At 68.2% G+C, this 17,424-nt stretch carries 16 protein-coding genes and 1 pseudogene; 7 read left to right on the forward strand and 10 right to left on the reverse strand.

Annotation, left to right across the window (positions count from 1 at the left end; genetic code table 11):
- The first annotated feature begins 3 nt into the window (after positions 1-3).
- The 3 genes from VD659_RS06050 to VD659_RS06060 are packed head-to-tail and all read left to right on the forward strand — an operon-like array spanning position 4 to position 2,746.
- Positions 4-900 (forward strand): sugar phosphate isomerase/epimerase family protein, encoded by an 897-nt coding sequence (locus tag VD659_RS06050; RefSeq protein ID WP_423260231.1) that lies wholly within the window; start codon positions 4-6, stop codon positions 898-900.
- Entirely contained in the window at positions 897-1,949 is a 1,053-nt protein-coding gene (locus VD659_RS06055; protein WP_423260232.1) for a Gfo/Idh/MocA family protein, read from the forward strand. The genes VD659_RS06050 and VD659_RS06055 overlap by 4 nt, the downstream gene beginning before the upstream one ends.
- Positions 1,946-2,746: a hypothetical protein gene (locus VD659_RS06060; RefSeq protein ID WP_423260233.1), complete on the forward strand. Its 801-nt coding sequence runs from the start codon at positions 1,946-1,948 to the stop codon at positions 2,744-2,746. The genes VD659_RS06055 and VD659_RS06060 overlap by 4 nt, the downstream gene beginning before the upstream one ends.
- Before the next feature lie 238 nt (positions 2,747-2,984).
- Here VD659_RS06060 and VD659_RS06065 read toward each other — a convergent pair whose 3' ends face one another.
- On the reverse strand, positions 2,985-5,831 hold the full coding sequence (locus tag VD659_RS06065) for an FAD-binding and (Fe-S)-binding domain-containing protein (protein ID WP_423260234.1): 2,847 nt from the start codon (positions 5,829-5,831) through the stop codon (positions 2,985-2,987).
- 112 nt (positions 5,832-5,943) lie between these two features.
- Here VD659_RS06065 and VD659_RS06070 point away from each other — a divergent pair, with 112 nt between their 5' ends.
- Positions 5,944-6,594, forward strand: coding sequence for a GntR family transcriptional regulator (locus VD659_RS06070; protein WP_423260235.1), 651 nt, complete (start codon positions 5,944-5,946; stop codon positions 6,592-6,594).
- Between the two features lie 52 nt (positions 6,595-6,646).
- Here VD659_RS06070 and VD659_RS06075 read toward each other — a convergent pair whose 3' ends face one another.
- The 4 genes from VD659_RS06075 to VD659_RS06090 all read right to left on the reverse strand — a co-directional run bounded on the left by VD659_RS06075 (position 6,647) and on the right by VD659_RS06090 (position 9,626).
- On the reverse strand, positions 6,647-7,069 hold the full coding sequence (locus tag VD659_RS06075) for a type II toxin-antitoxin system PemK/MazF family toxin (RefSeq protein WP_423260236.1): 423 nt from the start codon (positions 7,067-7,069) through the stop codon (positions 6,647-6,649).
- Positions 7,006-7,230, reverse strand: coding sequence for a ribbon-helix-helix domain-containing protein (locus tag VD659_RS06080; RefSeq protein ID WP_423260237.1), 225 nt, complete (start codon positions 7,228-7,230; stop codon positions 7,006-7,008). Before VD659_RS06080 ends, VD659_RS06075 begins: the two co-directional genes overlap by 64 nt.
- Before the next feature lie 96 nt (positions 7,231-7,326).
- The gene (locus VD659_RS06085) at positions 7,327-8,607 is read right to left on the reverse strand and encodes a DUF445 domain-containing protein (protein ID WP_423260238.1); all 1,281 of its coding nucleotides are present in this window, start codon (positions 8,605-8,607) and stop codon (positions 7,327-7,329) included.
- Between the two features lie 152 nt (positions 8,608-8,759).
- Positions 8,760-9,626 carry an AraC family transcriptional regulator gene (locus VD659_RS06090; RefSeq protein ID WP_423260239.1) on the reverse strand — a complete coding sequence of 289 codons (867 nt, stop codon included), beginning with the start codon at positions 9,624-9,626 and terminating at the stop codon, positions 8,760-8,762.
- A 153-nt stretch (positions 9,627-9,779) separates the two neighbouring features.
- Here VD659_RS06090 and VD659_RS06095 point away from each other — a divergent pair.
- A pseudogene (locus tag VD659_RS06095) lies at positions 9,780-9,872 on the forward strand (integrase); the annotation flags it as partial.
- Positions 9,873-10,113: 241 nt separating this feature from the next.
- On the opposite strand, the gene VD659_RS06100 reads toward VD659_RS06095, so the two are convergent.
- The 4 genes from VD659_RS06100 to VD659_RS06115 form a co-directional block, all read right to left on the reverse strand.
- Positions 10,114-10,521, reverse strand: coding sequence for a DUF4190 domain-containing protein (locus VD659_RS06100; protein ID WP_423260240.1), 408 nt, complete (start codon positions 10,519-10,521; stop codon positions 10,114-10,116).
- Between the two features lie 115 nt (positions 10,522-10,636).
- On the reverse strand, positions 10,637-11,071 hold the full coding sequence (locus tag VD659_RS06105) for a DUF2510 domain-containing protein (RefSeq protein WP_423260241.1): 435 nt from the start codon (positions 11,069-11,071) through the stop codon (positions 10,637-10,639).
- Entirely contained in the window at positions 11,068-11,727 is a 660-nt protein-coding gene (locus VD659_RS06110) for a response regulator (RefSeq protein ID WP_423260242.1), read from the reverse strand. Before VD659_RS06110 ends, VD659_RS06105 begins: the two co-directional genes overlap by 4 nt.
- Positions 11,724-12,812 (reverse strand): sensor histidine kinase, encoded by a 1,089-nt coding sequence (locus VD659_RS06115; RefSeq protein WP_423260243.1) that lies wholly within the window; start codon positions 12,810-12,812, stop codon positions 11,724-11,726. The genes VD659_RS06110 and VD659_RS06115 overlap by 4 nt, the downstream gene beginning before the upstream one ends.
- Before the next feature lie 262 nt (positions 12,813-13,074).
- Here VD659_RS06115 and VD659_RS06120 point away from each other — a divergent pair, with 262 nt between their 5' ends.
- The gene (locus tag VD659_RS06120; protein WP_423260244.1) at positions 13,075-13,866 is read left to right on the forward strand and encodes a coniferyl-alcohol dehydrogenase; all 792 of its coding nucleotides are present in this window, start codon (positions 13,075-13,077) and stop codon (positions 13,864-13,866) included.
- 7 nt (positions 13,867-13,873) lie between these two features.
- Here VD659_RS06120 and VD659_RS06125 read toward each other — a convergent pair whose 3' ends face one another.
- A complete protein-coding gene (locus tag VD659_RS06125; RefSeq protein ID WP_423260246.1) occupies positions 13,874-14,833 on the reverse strand; it encodes a LacI family DNA-binding transcriptional regulator in 960 nt (319 codons plus the stop codon).
- Between the two features lie 113 nt (positions 14,834-14,946).
- On the opposite strand from VD659_RS06125, the gene VD659_RS06130 reads away from it, so the two are divergent.
- Entirely contained in the window at positions 14,947-17,421 is a 2,475-nt protein-coding gene (locus VD659_RS06130; protein ID WP_423260247.1) for a glycoside hydrolase family 2 TIM barrel-domain containing protein, read from the forward strand.
- Positions 17,422-17,424 lie beyond the last annotated feature (3 nt).

The following is a 17,424-nucleotide window of genomic DNA, read 5'->3' on the forward strand; positions in this document are numbered from 1 at the left end:
CCCGTGACACGACGACGAGAACGCCTGGCCATCAACCCGCTGTCCTTCCTCCTCGAAGGCAGCGGACTCGACCTCTCGCCCGAGCGCCTGCACGCGAGCTTCGCCGACATCGCCCGGGCCGGCTACACCGCGGTGCACGCCGACGTGCCGCCGGGGATGACGGCCCGCGAGTACGGAGAGCTCCTCGCGTCGCACGACCTCCGGCCGGCACCCGGCTACTACGGCGGGTTCTTCGACCAGCGGGATGCCCGCGACGACACCGTCGAGGGCGCGCGGAGGCACGCCGCGGCGACGGCCGAGCTGGGCGTCGACACCATGTTCATCGCCCAGCACATGTGCGAGGCGCGCCGGGCACGCCCCGCGATCGGGGTGGAGCTGTCGGGCGAGAGGATCGCGATCATGGCCGACGGGCTGGAGCTCGCCGCCCAGGCAGCGCGAGCCGAGGGCGTGACAGCGGCGCTGCATCCGCATGTCGGCTCGTGGATCGAGATCGAGGCCGAGGTGCGGGCAGTGCTCGCGCGCACGCAGGGCGGCGCGCTGATGTTCGGGCCCGACACCGGCCACCTCGCCTTCGCGGGGATGGACCCCGTGCAACTCGTCGCCGACTACCGCGACCGCGTCGCCGCCATCCACCTCAAAGACCTCGACACCGCGGCAGCCGCCCGCGTGCTCACCGAGGGCACGAACTACTTCGACGCCACGCGCACCGACCGCATCTGGGCGGAGCCCGGCGCCGGCGCACTCGACCTCGCCGGGGTGCTCGACGCGTTGCCCGAGGACTTCGACGGCTGGTACGTCGTGGAGGTCGATCTGCCGAAGCACGGCACCCCCTTCGACAGTGCCCTGCTCTCGCGCCAGAACCTGCTCGCCCTGCCCTACTTCGCGGAGGACGCCCGATGACACGAGAACCCTACGGAGTCGGCATCGTCGGCGCCGGGCCGGTGGTGCAGGCCATCCACCTCCCGACCCTCGCCCGGCTGAGCGAGCTGTTCGTGGTGCGCAACATCATGGACGTGAACCCGGATGTCGCGGCCGCGGTGGCCGGCCGGGCCGGCGCAAGCCCCTCCAGCTCGATCGACGAGCTGCTGGCCGACGAGCGCGTGGAGGTCGTCGCGATCTGCAGCCCCAGCGCCTTCCACGGCCCGCAGGTCATCGCCGCGATGCGGGCCGGAAAGCGGGCCGTGCTGTGCGAGAAGCCGTTCGCCACCGACCGCGAGCAGGCCGAACTGATCGCCGCGGCCAGCCGCGAGACCGGGGTGCCCGTCATCGTGGGCGCGATGCACACGGTCGACCCGGCCTGGCTCGCCGCGATCGCGGAGTGGGAGGCGCTCGGGCACGAGGCCCACACCATCCGTTCGCGGGTGGTGCTTCCGCCGAACGCGCGCTTCGAGACCTCGGCCACGGAGGTTCTGACTCCACGACCGGCCTCCGGGCTCCCCGATCTCGACGACCCGGCGGTGCGGGCGCAGATGGTGTTCGGCGGCGTGCTGGGCCTCGCCGTTCACGACCTCCCCCTCATCCGGCGCCTGCTTCCGGCGGTCGACGACATCGAGGTGGTGTCGGCGAGTGCCCTGTCGCCGTGGGGCTACGAGATCGGATTCACCGCGCACGGCCGGCTGGTGCACGCCATCGGGGTGCTCACCGAGCAGTGGCGCCCCACCTGGGAGCTCGAGGTGGTGAGCGACGAGGCCCGTCTGCTCCTCGAGTTCCCGCCGTCGTACGTGCACGCGGGCTCGGCCACCGCGACCATCACCACGGATGCGCGCACGGTGCGCTTCGGGCCCTTCCCGCACAACGGCTACGAGGGGGAGTGGCTTGCCCTGCACGCGATCGCGTCGGGCGGATCGGCCGTGGCGACTCCCGTCGACGCCCTGATCGACGATCTGGACTTCGTCTTGGAGGTCGCGTCGGCCGCCTCCGAGACCGCCCGGCAGGAGGAAACCCGATGACCGCGTGGACCGTGCTCGTCGAATCGGCAGACCGGCAGCGTGCCGCCGTGGCCGCCGCGACGCTCGCCAGCCTTCCCCTTTCTTATACGGATGCCGGCCGCAATGCCGAGGTGGTGGTGGTCGCGGGATCCGAGGGCTGGGTCGACCGCGTTCGGGCTGCCGGCGCCGCCGGGGCGCGCGGGGTGGTCGTGACCGATCCGCTGCCCGCGACGGATGCTGCCGCACTGGTGGCCGATCCCCCGGCCTGCACCGTCGTGCTGGCTGAGACCTGGGCATCCTCTCCGGCCCTGCATTCGGCGGTGGAGCAGTTCGCCGCCCCGCTCGCCCGCACCCGCCTGGTCGACGCCCGCACGCTCGAGCCCCGCACGGGCCGCGATCTCCGCGCGGTGCTCTTCGCCGAACTCCGGGCCGTGCAGAGCCTAGGCATCGAGGTCGCTTCGCTCGCGATCGTCGCGGAGACGGCGTCATCGATCCTCGGCGTGGGCCGATCGACGACGGGCGCGAGGGTCGTGCTGAGCGCCGCGCGCAGCGACACCGCCGACGGCTCTCTCGACCTCCTGCTCGTGGCGCCCGACGAGACGATCCGCATCGAGCTGCCCGACAGCACGACGGCCCGCCCGGGACGGGCCGTGCTCACCTCGGCGAGCGCCGCCCTCGAGGTGCCCACCACCTGGCAGACGGCGCACCGCGCCGCGTGGCTGACGCTGAGCGACGCCCTCGTCTCGGGCGCCGACCCCGGCCACCTCGAGCAGTTCGCCGCGGCGACCGCCGCGCTGGCCCGCGCCGACCCCTCCTGACACGAGCGCCGAGACTGCCACTCACCGCTCGCTGCTCACCCCTGGCTGGGCGGGGCCGCGCCACCGCCTCCCGACACCGGCGCGGATCGCACGACCCACCGCCCGAAGCGGTGCCGTCGCCGACCGCGCCACCGCCTCCTGACAGCAGCAGCTGCACCATCACCCACCACCCACGACTCGGAACGTCGCCGTGTAAGTCTGCGCCGCCGGCACCGGCGCCGCTCGGCGCCTCGCCGCCTCAGCCCGCGCCGGGCGCCGTGCCGTGCGGGCGGGTCGCCGCCGCGAGCAGCTCGAGCACGTGCTGGTACTCGCGGCCGGTGGCGCGGGTCATGCCGAGCTCGCAGGTGCGGTTGCAGCTGGCGTGGGCGGCCGCCCCGAAGGCCTTCACCTCGGCGGCCTGTGCGGCCGTGGCCGAAGCGGTCAGCTCGGGGTGCAGCATCCCGCGGTCGCCGGCGAAGGCGCAGCAGCCCCAGTCGTCGGGGATCAGCACGGTCTCGGCCACGGTTCCCGCCACAGCGGTGAGCTGCGGGTTGATGCCGAGGCGGGTCGACGAACAGGTCGGATGCACGGCGAGCGACTCGATCTTCTCGTGCGGCGGCACGGTGGGCAGGATGCGTTCGGCGACGAAGTCGACCACGTCGACCACGCGCATCCGGGGTTCCGCCGCATCGGCCTCGATGGTGTGCAGAAGCCCCTCGGTGCAGGATGACGCGTCGCAGACGATCGGGAGCTCGCCGTTCCGGGTGGCCGCGCGGAGACTGGCGAGCACCCGCTTCCGCATGACGGCCGCCCCGTCGGGCAGACCCTTCGACGACCACGGCGTGCCGCAGCACAGGGAGTCGATGTCGGCGGGCACGAGCACGCTCACGCCGGCGCGCTCGCACAGCTCCTCGAAGCTGCGTTGCACGCCCTCCCCGCCGCCGGCGGGCCCGAACATCGAGTTCACGCAGGCGGGCACGTAGACCGCCTCGGGCTCCGCACTCGGCGCGGGCCGGGCGCGGCGGGCGCCGCCCGCGGGCAGCTCGGGCGACCACAGAGGCAGCACGTCCGCGCCCACGACGGCCCGGGCGAGCGCGTTGGGCCCCGTCACGACGGGTGTCAACGACGCCGGGAGCACGTCGGCGACATCCATCGCCGTGCCGGCGATCTTCGTCGTGGCCGCCCAGTGCTTGGCCGCGGTGGTCCAGACGGCCTTCTCCGGCTTGGAGTGCTCGCTCTTGCGCAGCCGCCTCACCAGGTCGCCCGTGTTGATCAGCACCGGGCACGCGGTCTGGCACATGCCGTCGACCGCGCAGGTCTGCACGCCCTCGTAGTCGTAGTCGCGCTCGAGCTCCGCGGCGAGCGCCGTGTCGCCGGCGGCGGTGGCCGACGCGATGGCCCGCTTCACGACGATCCGCTGCCGGGGAGTGAGGGTAAGGTCGCGGCTCGGGCACACCGGCTCGCAGTAGCCGCACTCCACGCAGCGGTCGGCCTCCACCTCGATGGTGGGCGTGGCCTTGATGTCCTTGAGGTGCACCTGGGGGTCGTCGGTGATGATCACGCCCGGGTTGAGCATCCCGGCCGGGTCGCACAGCCGCTTCACCTCGCGCATCACGGCGTAGAGCTCGTCGCCGTACTGCCGCCGCACGAACGGCGCCATCACCCGGCCCGTGCCGTGCTCGGCCTTCAGCGAGCCGCCCTCGCCGAGGACGAGGTCGACCATGTCCTCGGTGAACGCGGCGTAGCGCTCGAGCCCCGCCCCCTCGAACAGGTCGGTCAGCATGAAGTGGATGTTGCCGTCTTTCGCGTGGCCGAAGATCACGCTGTCGTCGTAGCCGTACGAGTCGAACAGCGAGATCAACGACGTGCAGGTGCGCGCGAGCGACGGCACCGGCACCACCACGTCTTCGAGCAGCGCCGTCGTTCCCGAGGGGCGGGCGCCGGCGACGGTGGCGTAGAGGCCTTTGCGCAGGTGCCAGAGCGAGGCGCGGGTCGCCGCGTCGCTCGAGAGCACGGCCGGCGCCTGCAGCCGGAGCCCGCCCAGCTCCACGTCGCCACCGGCCTGCAGCACCGCCAGCTCCTCGGCCGTCGCGGCCTGGTACTCCACCAGCAGAGCGGCCTGCCGGTCGACGTGGAGGTCGCGGATGATCGGATGCGCGTCGGCCTCGAGCTTGCCCACCCGCAGCGAGGTGGCATCCATCAGCTCGACGGCGGAGGCCCCGGTCGCCACGATGCCGGGAAGGGCCTCGTTCGCGGCGAGCAGGTCGTCGAAGATCACCAGACTGGTCGAGGCGTGCGGCAGGAGCGGAAGGGTGCGGAAGACGGCTTCGGCCACGAACCCCAGAGTGCCCTCGCTGCCGATCACGAGGTGCGCGAGGATCTGCGCCGGATCGTCATGGTCGAGCAGGGCGTTGAGCCCGTAGCCCATGGTGTTCTTCATCGAGAACTGATGCCGCAGGACGCGCACCGACTCCGGGTTGCCGCGCACGCGGTCGCGGAGTCGGAGCAGCCCGTCGAACAGAGCCGGCTCGTCGTGCCGGAGCCGCGCATCCGCATCCGGGGCGCCGGTGTCGACCACGGTGCCGCTCGGCAGCACCAGGGTCATCGACTCGAGCGTCTGGTAGGTGTTGCCCGTGGTGCCGCAGGCCATGCCGCTGGAGTTGTTGGCCACCACTCCCCCGATGGTGCAGGCCGACTCGCTCGCCGGGTCTGGGCCGAGCTTGCGGCCCGTCTTCGCCAGACGGGCGTTGACCTGGCGCACCGTGGCACCGGGCTGCACGCGCACCCGCGCCCCGCCGTCGAGCACCTCGATGGCGCGGAAGTTGCGGCGCACGTCGACGAGCACGCCCTCCGTCACGCCCTGCCCGCTCAGGCTCGTTCCTCCGGAGCGCAGGGTGAGGGGCACGCCGTTGCGGGCACTCGCGCCCAGCAGCCGGCCCACCTCGGCCGCGTTCTTCGCGATGACGAGGGCGTCGGGGATGAGGAGGAAATGGGATGCGTCGTGCGCGTTCGCGTGCAGGTCGATCGCCCGCTCGCTCACCCGGCCCTCCGGGGCATCCAGTTCGCTCGCGAGCAGCCGGCCGACGGATGCGCCTCGGTGCGTCATGCGGATCTCCCTCGACCTCGTCTGATTGTCCGACAAGTCTACATGCCAGCCATGAAGACTCCGCTGGCTAAGCTGGTCGGCAGCGGGCGTCGGCGAGCAAGGAGTGGGTCGAATGGTGCGACAGGTCTCAGTCACCTCGGTCGTGGATGCCGTGGGCGACGACATCCGGCGTCGTCTCTTCGCGGGCGAGCTTCCTCCGGGCTCGGCCCTCACGGAGGCCGTGGTCTCCGAGGACTACGCGGTCTCGCGCTCGACCGCGAAGGCGGCGATCGAGAAGCTCTCCGGCGAAGGGCTGCTGGAGCGCGGGGCCCACAAGACCGCCCGGGTGCCGGTGCTGGCCGCCGCGGACGTGCGCGACATCTACCGCACCCGCTTGCGCCTGGAGAGCGAGGCCCTGCGCGAGCTCGCCGCCGACAATCGCGTGCCAGCCGGCGCGGTGGAGGCGAACGCGCGGGTGCGTGCCACCGGCGCCGCTCCGTCGATCGAATCGGTCGAGCCCGACATGCGCTTCCACGCCGCTCTGATCGAGGCATTGAACAGCCCCCGGCTGCAGCGCATGTACGGCTCGCTGGTCGACGAGGTGCGGCTGTGCATGGCGCAGGTTCAGGGCCGCAGCCTTCTCGCGGTCGATCAGATCGCCGATGAGCACCAGCAGATCCTCGACCACCTCGCCGCGGGCGATGCCGAGGCGGCGGTCTCGAGCCTGCACGACCACCTCATGGGTGCCAGCAACCGCCTCGTGGCGGCGATCCAGAGCACCTGACGGTCGCTCGGCGGGGCCTGCGACTACGCGCCGTCGATCGCCTGATCCCCACTTAGAGCGACAGGTGGAAGCGCAGGGCGTGGTCGACCTGCTGCATCACCCAACCAGGCGCGGAACCGCGGGTGCCGGCGAGCCGCTCGACCGAGACCGTGCGCACCTGCTCCGCCTGCACCTTTGACGTCCTCGCCAGGCCCATCGACTCGAGCGCCTCGGCGTCCGACACGAGCACCTGGAACTCTCCGCGTGAATTGGTCACATTCGTGGTGACGGGCACGATGGTGATCGTTCCCCGACCCATCATGGTTGCCGCCTCATTGGCACCATCGTTGCTGACCACAAGGCACGGTCGGGTCTTCGACGCCTCGCCGGCTTCGGCCGGATCTAGACGCACGGCCACCACGTCTCCTCGCCTCACGCCCCGAGGCCGTCGGCGTCGGCCGCCTCCCAGGCACGAGACTCGCCGGAACCGAGCCACTCGTCATTCGCGACGGCGTAATCACTGACAGCGGCTCGCTCGCGAGCGATGCGAACGAGGTCATGAATGGCGGCCGAACGGTTGCCCGCTCTGGCGCGGGCGAGCTCGTCGATGTACTCGACATCACTCTCGGAGAGGCTGACACTGAGCTTCGTGGTCATACCAGAATACTACCGCAGTCCGACCGCAGCCGGTGCATTCTCCCCATCGACACCACCAGCGACTCCGCAGCGACGGCGACGGCGGCCGGGAAGCCCTCAGGCGAACAGAGCATGCACGCCCGTGGCGATCGCGTAGATCCCGACCCCGGCGATCGCGCCGACCACCGTGCCGTTGATGCGGATGAACTGCAGGTCGCGGCCGACTTGCAGCTCGATCTTCTGCGTGGTCTCGCGGGCGTCCCAGCGCTGCACGGTGTCGCCGACCACGGAGGCGAGGTCGTGCCGGTACTTCTGCACCGCGTAGCCCGCCGCGTCGGCGATCCACGCGTCGATCTTGGCCGACAGCGTGCGATCGGCCGAGAGCCGCACCCCGACATCCACCAGAGCGGATGCCGCGGCCGACCGCAGCTCGCTCGCGGGGTCGGCCAGCGACTCGCCGAGCCTCGTCTTCACCGCGCCCCAGAGCTGCCCGGCGAAGGAGCGCAAGCGAGGGCTCGCCAGGAACTCGGCCTTGATCTCCTCGACCCGTCCGGCCATCGCGGGGTCGTGCTGCAGCCGATCGGTGACATCGACGAGGTAGCCGTCGATCGCCACCCGCAGCGGATGCTCGGGGTCGTCGCGCACCGCATGCAGCAGGGTGATCACCTCCCGATGCGCTCTCTCGTCGGCGAGGCCGCCGACGAACCCGGGAACCCAGCGCGGCAGACGGGTGGAGACGACCTCGCCGAGCGCATCCGGATGCTCGCTGAGCCAGGCCTCCGCCGCATCGACGAGGGCGTCGACGACCGCGCGCTGCTGGCCGGCGGCGACGAGCTCCGCCCCCACCCGGCCGAGCGTTGGCGCCCACTCGCGGTCGAACAGGTACTCCCGGGCGAGCCTCTCGATGAGGTTCTCGACATCGCTGTCGCTGAGGAAGCGCAGCAGTCCCTGCGCCATCACGGCCCCCTCAGCACTCGCCCGCTCGGCATTCGCCGGGTCGGCGAGCCACTCCCCCAGCCGGTCGGCCACGCTGAAGGTGGCGAGCTTGCTGCGCACCACCTCGTCGGAGAGGAAGTTCTGCTCCACGAACTCGCCGAGGCTCACCCCGATCTCGTCCTTGCGGTTCGGGATGATCGCCGTGTGCGGGATGCGGAGGCCGAGCGGATGCCGGAACAGCGCCGTCACCGCGAACCAGTCCGCGAGGGCGCCCACCATCGCCCCTTCGGCCGCCGCGCGCACGTAGCCCAGCCACGGGTACCGATCCTGGAACGCGAAGGCGACCGCGAACACGACCGCCGAGAGCACCAGCAGGGCCGTCGCGATCGTCTTCATTCGGCGGAGTGCAGCCCGACGCTCGAGGTCGGCCTCACCGAGGGTGTCGCGCGTGGTGGTGGTCATCGTGTTCCTCCCGGGACGCCGCTCTGACCAGTAGATCACGGGGCGTCGGCAGGAGGACTGTCCAAGGCTCTTCAGCACCCCGGTTGCACCTGAGCCGGTCACTCAGCGGGAAGAGGGCCTGCCGGCGCCTCACCGCCGACAGGCCCGCTCGATCAGGCGCGCTCGACGGGGAGCCACAGCTCGCTGGTGGCCGTGCTGAAGTCGTCGGCGCGGTCGAGTACCGCGACGATGGACGGCCCGGGTCGGAGCCGCCACGGGTTCGATGGGAACCAGTCGGTCGCGGTCGCGGCCCAGGTCTCCTGCAGCGCAGCCGGGTACGCGCCCTCGGTGTGGAACACCGCCCACGTCCCGGCCGGAACCTCGATCGTGTCGAGATCGTCGGCCCCCGGGGCCGTGCCCGTGACGGCCACTCCGTGCAGGTAGGTCAGCTCACTTCCCTCGGTGTAGTCCGGGTCGACGTCGGCGCTGATCTGGAGCAGGCCGGCCGGTTCGGTGTCGCTCAGGGCTTTGAGGCGTGCGTGCTCTGCCGCCGGCAGGGAGGCGATGTGGGACTGGATGTGCGGGTTGACGCCCTCGTGGATGAGGGGTACACGGGTGGCATGGCCGACGAGGAGAAACGCCGGTCGATCGATGATTCGGGTGTCCATGGTGATGTGCCCTTCTACGGTCAGGCGGAACCTGAGCTGCGGTTGAGTTCGAAGGGGGCCGCCGTCTCGCTTGACGTCACCGACGCTGACGCCGTGCACCGATCGGAATGCTCGACCGAACGCCTCGGTGGAACCGTAGCCGTACCGCACGGCGATGCTCAGCAGGTCTTCGCCTCCGAGAACCTCCGCGGCCGCGACTGACATGCGGCGACGCCGGACGTACTCCGACAACGGCATACCGGCCAGCGACGAGAACATCCGCCGGAGGTGATACTCCGTCGTGCCCAGTTCCGTCGCCAGCGACGCCACGTCGAGGTCGTCGACCAGACGACCTTCGACCAGCTCGACCAGTCTGTTCAGCTCTGCGATCATGCGGCCTCCTTCGACACCCACACTTCCGGGTCGTCACGATCGGCACCCTACTATCGCGGTCCGATCGGATCGCCTTCGCCGTCGTGACGTCGACCTCAGACGTCGATGGCCAACAAAGGACCAGACGATCTGCGCGGTGCCGTGCTCGAGCCGGTGACCCTCCACGACCTTCGGCACACCGCAGCATCCCTCGCGATAAGTGCAGGCACGAACGTCAATGCTGTCCAGAGAATGCTTGGGGAGTCATGAGAGCATGAAAGTACCGCTAGATGCGGAAGGTTTGGTTGCCTCGTTTAGGCCGCGGGAGCGGCTTCGTTCATCATGGCTGATCAGGCGGACACTTTCGCGCCCACCCTCACGAGTAACCCGAGACGCGGCGGCTCGCCCAATCCCCGACGCGGCGCCAACGGCTGCTGCCCCAAGAATCGGCTCACGCTGATCGCCTCCCGCCCGGCTGCAAGTAGCAAGCGCTGTACTTCCGCGCAAGTCACATTCCAGGGAGGTGGGAGGCGATCACCGGCAAGAAGAGGAAGAATGAGATCACGGCGGGCACCGCGAAAAGCAGGCCGAGGTATCCGATGACGGTGCCGGCAAGGGCCTGTCCACGACCTTCTTCACGCGAAGCCGTGAGCTCGTCTAGGCTCATGTGGCCCGTGATGACGGCGACGATCGAGCCGACTACCGGCACCAGGACCAGTCCAAGGATGGCTGCCACCAACGAGACGATTGCCAGCGCGTTCGTCGGGGCCTTCCGCTGATAGGTGTAGTGCGTCGTGAATCCGACGGGATAGGCGACGAAGGGTAGTGACTGAGCGCCATGAGCCTCCTGCCCGTTCTGAGTGGGAGCTCCAGCTTCAGTATCCGTGATGTTTTCAGTGTTCGTAGTGCCAGTCATGGTGATGTTCTCCGAGTTCTCAGTTCCGACTTGTGCCGATAGAACAAGCCTCTCGGCGAACCCCGCTCCTGTCTTCTGGCGTCTGGCGTACACCGCGATACTTCGATCGAAGTAGTCAAGTGGTGAGATCGGTCCAGCTGACGATTCCTTGATGGTCGATCTGGACGGACATCCGTTGCTCGACAGTCGCCACGGAGATGACAGCCCACACCACGCCCCACAACCCCACGCTGAGGATCGTGAGAACCAGATGCAGGGCGTGGTTCGGCCGCCTACCCCGGAGCAGCACCGCCGAGGTCGCGCTGACCGACTCGAGGCGCCACCCCGTCGATATCGCGTTCGCAATCACTAGCTGCACGAGGCGCTGACGCTCATCGAGGGACAGCGAGGCCGTCCTCTCCGTCTGGAACATCTCCGTGCGGCCGAGGGCCTCTCGCCTGAGCTCGGTCCACCGGGTACCGTCCCACCAGCGTTCCGACCGCTGCTGGTCGGGATACCAGCCAGGCGGCGCGGAGGAGACGGTTTCGCCTCGTGACCCGCTGTCACTCATGGCAGGATCCCGGCTCGGACAGCGTAGGTGACGAGTTGTGCGCGGTCGCGCGCCCCGACCTTGTTCATCGCGCGGGTGATATGGGTCTTGACCGTCAGGGGGGATAGGTGATGGTCGCGCGCTATCGAATCACCGTCTCGCCCTCGGACGAGGTGCTCCACGATCTCGCGTTCTCGGACGGTGAGGCTCGAGAAGCGCGCGATCATCTCGGGGTCGCTCGGCGCGCTTCTCTGATTCGCTACGTGACCGATCACCAGGTTGAGAGCGATCGGCGAGAGGACGCTGACGCCCTCCGCAACGGAACGGATCGACTCGATGATCTCACGGGGCGACGCACCCTTTCCGAGAAATCCGTCGGCACCGGCCTGGAGGGCGTTCACGACGTTGTCATCGAGTTCGAATGTGGTGAGCACCAGGATCCTCGGGGCCCGATCCATCGGCAGAGCGCGGATTCTCCGCGTCACTTCGACTCCGTTGATGCCTGGCATCTGAAGGTCCAAGAGGATCAGATCGGGCGTGGAATGCTGCAGCCCGGCCAGCGCTGCGAAGCCGTCGGGGTAGTCAGCGACGACGTCGAGATCGTCCTGCGACTGGATGATCGATCTGAGGCCGGCGCGGAGGAGCTCCTGATCGTCGACGATCGCAACGCGTATCATCGGGGCATCTTGGCGTACGGCAACGGAAGACGCGCGGTCACGGAGAAGTCGTGATCATCTGCGTAAGAGTCGAGCGAGCCGCCAAGCGACTCGCAGCGCTCCCGCATCCCGATCAGCCCGTTACCGCCGATGGTGCCGGCGTTTTGGGCGATGCTGTTCCGGCAGGTGACGTGCACCTCGGACGCAGTCCGAACGATGTGCAGGTCGATGATGCCGTCAGCGTGGCGCTGAGCGTTCGTGAGCATCTCCTGCACGATCCGATAGGTGGCCGCAGTGATGCGCGCGGGGAGCTGATCGATGGGCTCGGGCATGTAGCACTTGATAGGGAGGCCCGCGGTGAGGTAGCTGTTGATGAGGCCGGCAAGAGCCTGCGGATTGGTAATCGGCTCATCCCCGGAGTCGGTGGGTACCCGAAGCATGTGCAGTGTGTGCTGAGTCTCTTCGAGCACCGTCTTGATCGCCTCGCGCGCAGCTTGTAGCGAGCTCTGGGCCGGGGAGTCGGCCGAAGGGATCATGACCTCCGCGGTGCCCACGTGCATGCTGATCACAGCGATGCCGTGGCCGATGCCGTCATGAAGATCTCGGGCGATCCGGACCCGCTCTTCCGCTACTGCGTTCCTGATCTCCAGTTCCCGGTTGGATGCGACATCGCGCTCATGTTGTTCCCGACCGTCCTTGACTTCGGAACGAGACCGCACCGCCGCACCGACCGCTGCCGTCAGCACCGCACCCACGATGACGACGGATGGCCACCGGCCAGCAGCATCGCTCAAGCCGAAATAGAAAGAGCTTGCGAGAAGATTGGACATAGTGACGACCGCTCCGACAAGAACGGGTGACGCCCCTCGAAGCGCGAGCAGGAGTGCAACGAGAATCGCCAGGATGCCGGCGCCGGTCGGGTTGACTGCGAGGGCGGCAGCGACCACGGGTGCGACCCCAGCCAATCCGAGACCGATCCGCCACGATCGGAACGTGATGACGGCGCCGGCCAGACTAAGCGCTGCGGGCGCTGCGCTGATCAGGTCGCGAGAACCGAGCAGCGGGACAGCCACGCAGATCCATCCCGTCAGCGCGATGACCGCCACGGCCGTCAGTGCCAGCTGGCGGGGCCCTCTCGAGCGGGGCAGACCCTGTGCAGGTCCTCGAAGAATTTCAGCGAGTGGCATAGGCCAAATCTTCCCCGCGGTGCGCACTCATGACGTACTGCGATTGTCGTAGTCGTTGACGGTTCGTACGGATGACGATCGGCACACGTGACGGCGGAATCCTTGGTGCAGGGGTTGAGCTGCGACTCGACGTCCGAGCGTCACTTGACGCGCGTCAATCTACCTAATGTAGAGGAATCTCATGAACTACGCTGAATACCGAGGAAGACGAGTCGTCGTCACGGGATGCTCGTCCGGGCTCGGAGCCGCCACCGCTGGCAAGCTCGCCGAGGTCGGTGCAACGGTCGTCGGATTGAGCAGGCGTCGTCCGCCGATCGATATCGACGAGTTCCATGAGGTGGACCTAGCCTCGGTGGACTCGATAGAACAGGCGGGGTCCGCCATCACCGGGGACATAGATGCGCTCTTCAACTGTGCCGGCGCGGCACCAGTGCTGCCATCCGAAGAGATCATCAAGGTGAATTTTCTCGGGACACGGCTGTTCACCGAGTTGCTGCTGGATCGCATGCCCCGGGGTTCCGCGATCGCCAGCGTTTCCTCGAGCAACGGAAGCGCGTGGCGCAAGAACTTCGATCACGTCAGCGCGTTTGTCGCCACGACCAGTTTCGACGAAGGCGTCGCCTGGTACTCGGCTCACCAGGCGGACGCCGGGCACGGCTATCCGTTCAGCAAGGAGGCGCTGACGCTGTGGACGCTCCAGCAGGCGTCGATCCTGACGCCCCGCGGCATCCGGATCAACTCGATCAGTCCCGGCGCGGTGCAGACTCCGCTCCTCGAGATCGCTCAGCAGACATTTCCGGCGGAGATGCTCGCCGCCACCCTCGAGCCATTCGGCCGCGCCTCGACGGTGCGCGAGCAGGTGTCGCCGCTGCTGTTCCTGAACAGCAGCGAAGGCTCTTACATCAACGGCGCCGATCTCGCCGTCGACGGTGGTTACGCGGCCGCGTTCGCCAGCGCCGGTGGGACCTGGTGACGGCTGGTCAGGCCGTTTCGCGCTCGACCAGGATGATGGACAGCCCTGAATCGGCCCGTTCGAGCGCACTCGATCCATCGAGGCGGGCGAGGAGCGACCGCAGCGAGGCTGCTGTCACCTGCACGGGATCGTAGCCGAGCGTCGTCAGTGGAGGGATCGTGACGCCGGCGAGAGGCGTGTTGTCCATCCCGATGAGGGCAAGATCCTCAGGCACGCGCCACCCTCGATCATGTGCCGCGAACAGGAGGGCGGTGGCGATCTCGTCGTTGTAGCAGGCCACCGCATAACCGGGCCCCCCGAGCGCGTCGAGGGCCGCGCGGGCGTCGTGCGCGGTGACGCCGAGGTGCAGGATGCGCCGATCCCGCACCTCCGCCGCATCGCAGACCTCTATGAACGCGCGTTCGCGGGGCCCACCGAAGGGATCGCTGCGCTCGTCGCTGAGGTGCGCATACGCGAGGTGGCGGTACCCATGGTCGATGAGGTACCTCGCCTGGATGGCCCCGATCTGCGAGTTGGCGTCGGACGAGCCTGCAGCTTCAGGCTCGATCAGTTCGACGCCCCGGTCAGTGATGATCTGGCGCTGCTCATCCGGAAGCTTGGTCAGGGTGAGCACGGCCCGGGGGCTCATGCCTTTGACGAGCCTGTCCAGTGCGTCGGGGCTGTGGTTGGCCAGACGGAGCACCAGCGTCAGTCCACGTCGAGCGAGCTCATCCGTCAGCGCTCCGTAGATGTCCTGCAGATTATGTCCGAAGGTCGTGTCGGGGATGAGCGCGATCACGATGTCACTCGAACCGCGAGCCAAGGCACGCCCGGCCGCGGAGGGTTCGTACCCGAGCTCGGTGACTGCCGAAGCGACGCGCGCTTTCGTCTCATCCGAGAAATACGAAGCGCGGCCGTTGAGGATCTGGCTCACAGTCGATCGGGACACCCCCGCGCGATCGGCAACATCCTGGCTCGTCGGGTTCACGACGCTCTCCCATCACTTCGCTGCCAACAGCTTAGCGGGCGTTGACGCGCGTCAACACATGTGATTGGGTATTGACGCGCGTCAACCGCGACAAGGACGTTGAAGGAGAATCAGTGAGCACCTCAGCACTCAATGACGACTGGAGCTGGCGGACGAAGGCGAGCGCGTTCGCTGAGCTGGGTGGTGCCGGCGGCGAATGGTCGCCTGTAACCCTTCCGCACGACGCGCTCCTCTCCACGGAACGCCTTCCTGACGCACCAGGTGGTGCCGCCACCGGCTACTTTCCCAGCGGAGCGTTCGAGTACCGTCGGACCCTCGCCATCGCCGATACCCTCGAAGGCAGGCTGGTCTTCCTCGAGTTCGATGGTGTTCACCGCAACGCCATGGTGTACGTGAATGGCGCGCTGGCAGGGCAGCATGCGTTCGGATACTCACGCTTCGTCGTTCGGATCGATCCCTACCTACTGTTTGGCCAGGACAACGAGATCCGGGTGACCTGTGTCGCGCATCGCGACAGCCGCTGGTACACCGGGGCCGGCATCTACCGCGGCGTCAATCTCATCGTCAAGGACGTCACGCACATCGCGGTCGACGGCGTCAGCGTCGTCGTTCACGAACTCTCTCGCGAGGAGGCGACGCTCGAGATAACGACGCGCGTGAGCAATTCGGGCAGCACCACGCGCTCGCTCCGGCTCAGCTCGTCCCTCAATGAGGAGGGCATCGCCGAAGTCGCAACAGCGTCCTCACCCGTCACCGTCGAGCCTGGTGCCGTGGCTCTGGTGCGCCAGCGCCTTTACATCGAGCGCCCCGCCGTGTGGAGTCCGGACTCCCCGACCCTCTATCGAGCCGTCGTCCAGCTCAGGAGCGACGGCGAACTGCTGGACGACGAAATCGTGTCCGTGGGAATCCGCACGGTGCAGACCGACCCGAAGAACGGGCTGCGCCTCAACGGAGAGACCATCAAGTTGCGAGGCGCGTGCATTCACCACGACAACGGCCCGCTCGGAGCGGCCAGCTTCGTCGCCGCGGAGGAGCGACGGGTTCGCATCCTCAAGGAGGCCGGATTCAATGCGATCCGGAGCTCCCACAATCCGGCAAGCACGGCGCTGCTGGAGGCCTGCGACAAGCTCGGAATGCTGGTGATCGACGAAGCCTTCGACATGTGGACGGAGAGCAAGACCGATTTCGACTACGCCTCGGACTTCACGCAATGGTGGGAACGCGACCTGGAAGCTCTCGTTGCGAAGGATCGCAATCACCCTTCGGTGATCATGTACTCGATCGGTAACGAGATCCCGGAGACCGGCACTGCTCACGGAGCTGTCTGGGGCCGAAGGCTCGCCGAGAAGATCCGTTCCCTCGACAACACCCGCCCGCTCACGAACGGCATCAACGGCTTCGTCTCGAGTCTCGACGTGGTCCTCGCCGGGATGAAAGCCCAGGGCGCGAACCCCGCCGCCGGAGGCGTCAACGGCATGATGACCAACGTCGGCGACCTGATGAATCAGATCACCGCATCCGACATGGTCACCGCGAGAACCGAAGAGTCCTTCTCCGTCCTCGACGTTGCCGGTTTGAACTACGGCGACAGCCGCTACGAAGTCGATCGCACCCTGTTCCCCACCCGCGTGATCCTCGGAACCGAGACCTTCCCGGCTCGGATCGCGCACAACTGGCCCTTGGTCGAGTCGCTCGAGCACGTGATCGGTGACTTCACCTGGACAGGCTGGGATTACCTCGGTGAAGCCGGTCTCGGAGCGGTCACTTTCACCCAGGATGCAGCTCCCGGCTCATCCGAGGTCGCGAAGCACTTCCCGTGGATGGCGGCGATGACCGGCGACATCGACGTCACGGGCTGGCGCCGCCCCATCTCCTACTACCGCGAAATCGTCTGGGGACTAAGAACACAGCCGTACATCGCGGTGCATCGTCCCGAGAACTTCACCCTCACTGCCTCTCCCACAGCCTGGTCGTGGAGTGACGCACTGCCGAGCTGGACGTGGTCCGGCGACGAAGGCGACCGGGTGAGGGTAGAGGTGTACTCACCCGCCGACGAGGTCCATCTGACCCTGAACGGGGAGACGATCGGCGTGTCCCCCGTCGGCACCACCCGCCCGTTCCAGGCGGACTTCGACGTCGTCTATCGCCCCGGAGAACTGACGGCGATCTCGTACGTCGACCGCGTGGAGACCGGGCGCACGGTGCTGTCGACCGCCGACGACACCGTCACGCTGGAGGCTCACGTCGACCGCACCTCGATAACAGCCGGCACACAGGACCTCGCATTCGTCCCCATCGTCCTCACGGACGGTAAGGGCGTCGTGCAGCACCGAGACCATCGAGCTATCACGGTCACCGTCACCGGCGCCGGGGTGCTACAGGCGCTCGGCACAGCGGACCCCGCCCCGACAGAACCACTCAATGCGACCACCCGAGCGACGTATGGTGGCCGGGCTCTCGCGATCGTGCGAGCGACCGGATCGGGAGAGATCTCCGTCACCGTCGATGCGGATGGATGCGCCTCCGTCACGCTTCAGATTCGGGCGACGGCGACCGCCTCCCAGATCGAGCAACTCCTCACCACCTAGAAA

Source organism: Herbiconiux sp. 11R-BC (assembly GCF_049472555.1).
Lineage (GTDB): Bacteria > Actinomycetota > Actinomycetes > Actinomycetales > Microbacteriaceae > Herbiconiux.

Coding starts and splice junctions, on each gene's coding strand:
- VD659_RS06055 (WP_423260232.1), top strand. CDS start 897: ATGACACGAGAACCCTACGGAGTCGGCATCGTCGGCGCCGGGCCGGTG.
- VD659_RS06060 (WP_423260233.1), top strand. CDS start 1,946: ATGACCGCGTGGACCGTGCTCGTCGAATCGGCAGACCGGCAGCGTGCC.
- VD659_RS06065 (WP_423260234.1), bottom strand. CDS start 5,831: ATGACGCACCGAGGCGCATCCGTCGGCCGGCTGCTCGCGAGCGAACTG.
- VD659_RS06070 (WP_423260235.1), top strand. CDS start 5,944: ATGGTGCGACAGGTCTCAGTCACCTCGGTCGTGGATGCCGTGGGCGAC.
- VD659_RS06080 (WP_423260237.1), bottom strand. CDS start 7,230: ATGACCACGAAGCTCAGTGTCAGCCTCTCCGAGAGTGATGTCGAGTAC.
- VD659_RS06085 (WP_423260238.1), bottom strand. CDS start 8,607: ATGACCACCACCACGCGCGACACCCTCGGTGAGGCCGACCTCGAGCGT.
- VD659_RS06090 (WP_423260239.1), bottom strand. CDS start 9,626: ATGATCGCAGAGCTGAACAGACTGGTCGAGCTGGTCGAAGGTCGTCTG.
- VD659_RS06100 (WP_423260240.1), bottom strand. CDS start 10,521: ATGACTGGCACTACGAACACTGAAAACATCACGGATACTGAAGCTGGA.
- VD659_RS06105 (WP_423260241.1), bottom strand. CDS start 11,071: ATGAGTGACAGCGGGTCACGAGGCGAAACCGTCTCCTCCGCGCCGCCT.
- VD659_RS06110 (WP_423260242.1), bottom strand. CDS start 11,727: ATGATACGCGTTGCGATCGTCGACGATCAGGAGCTCCTCCGCGCCGGC.
- VD659_RS06120 (WP_423260244.1), top strand. CDS start 13,075: ATGAACTACGCTGAATACCGAGGAAGACGAGTCGTCGTCACGGGATGC.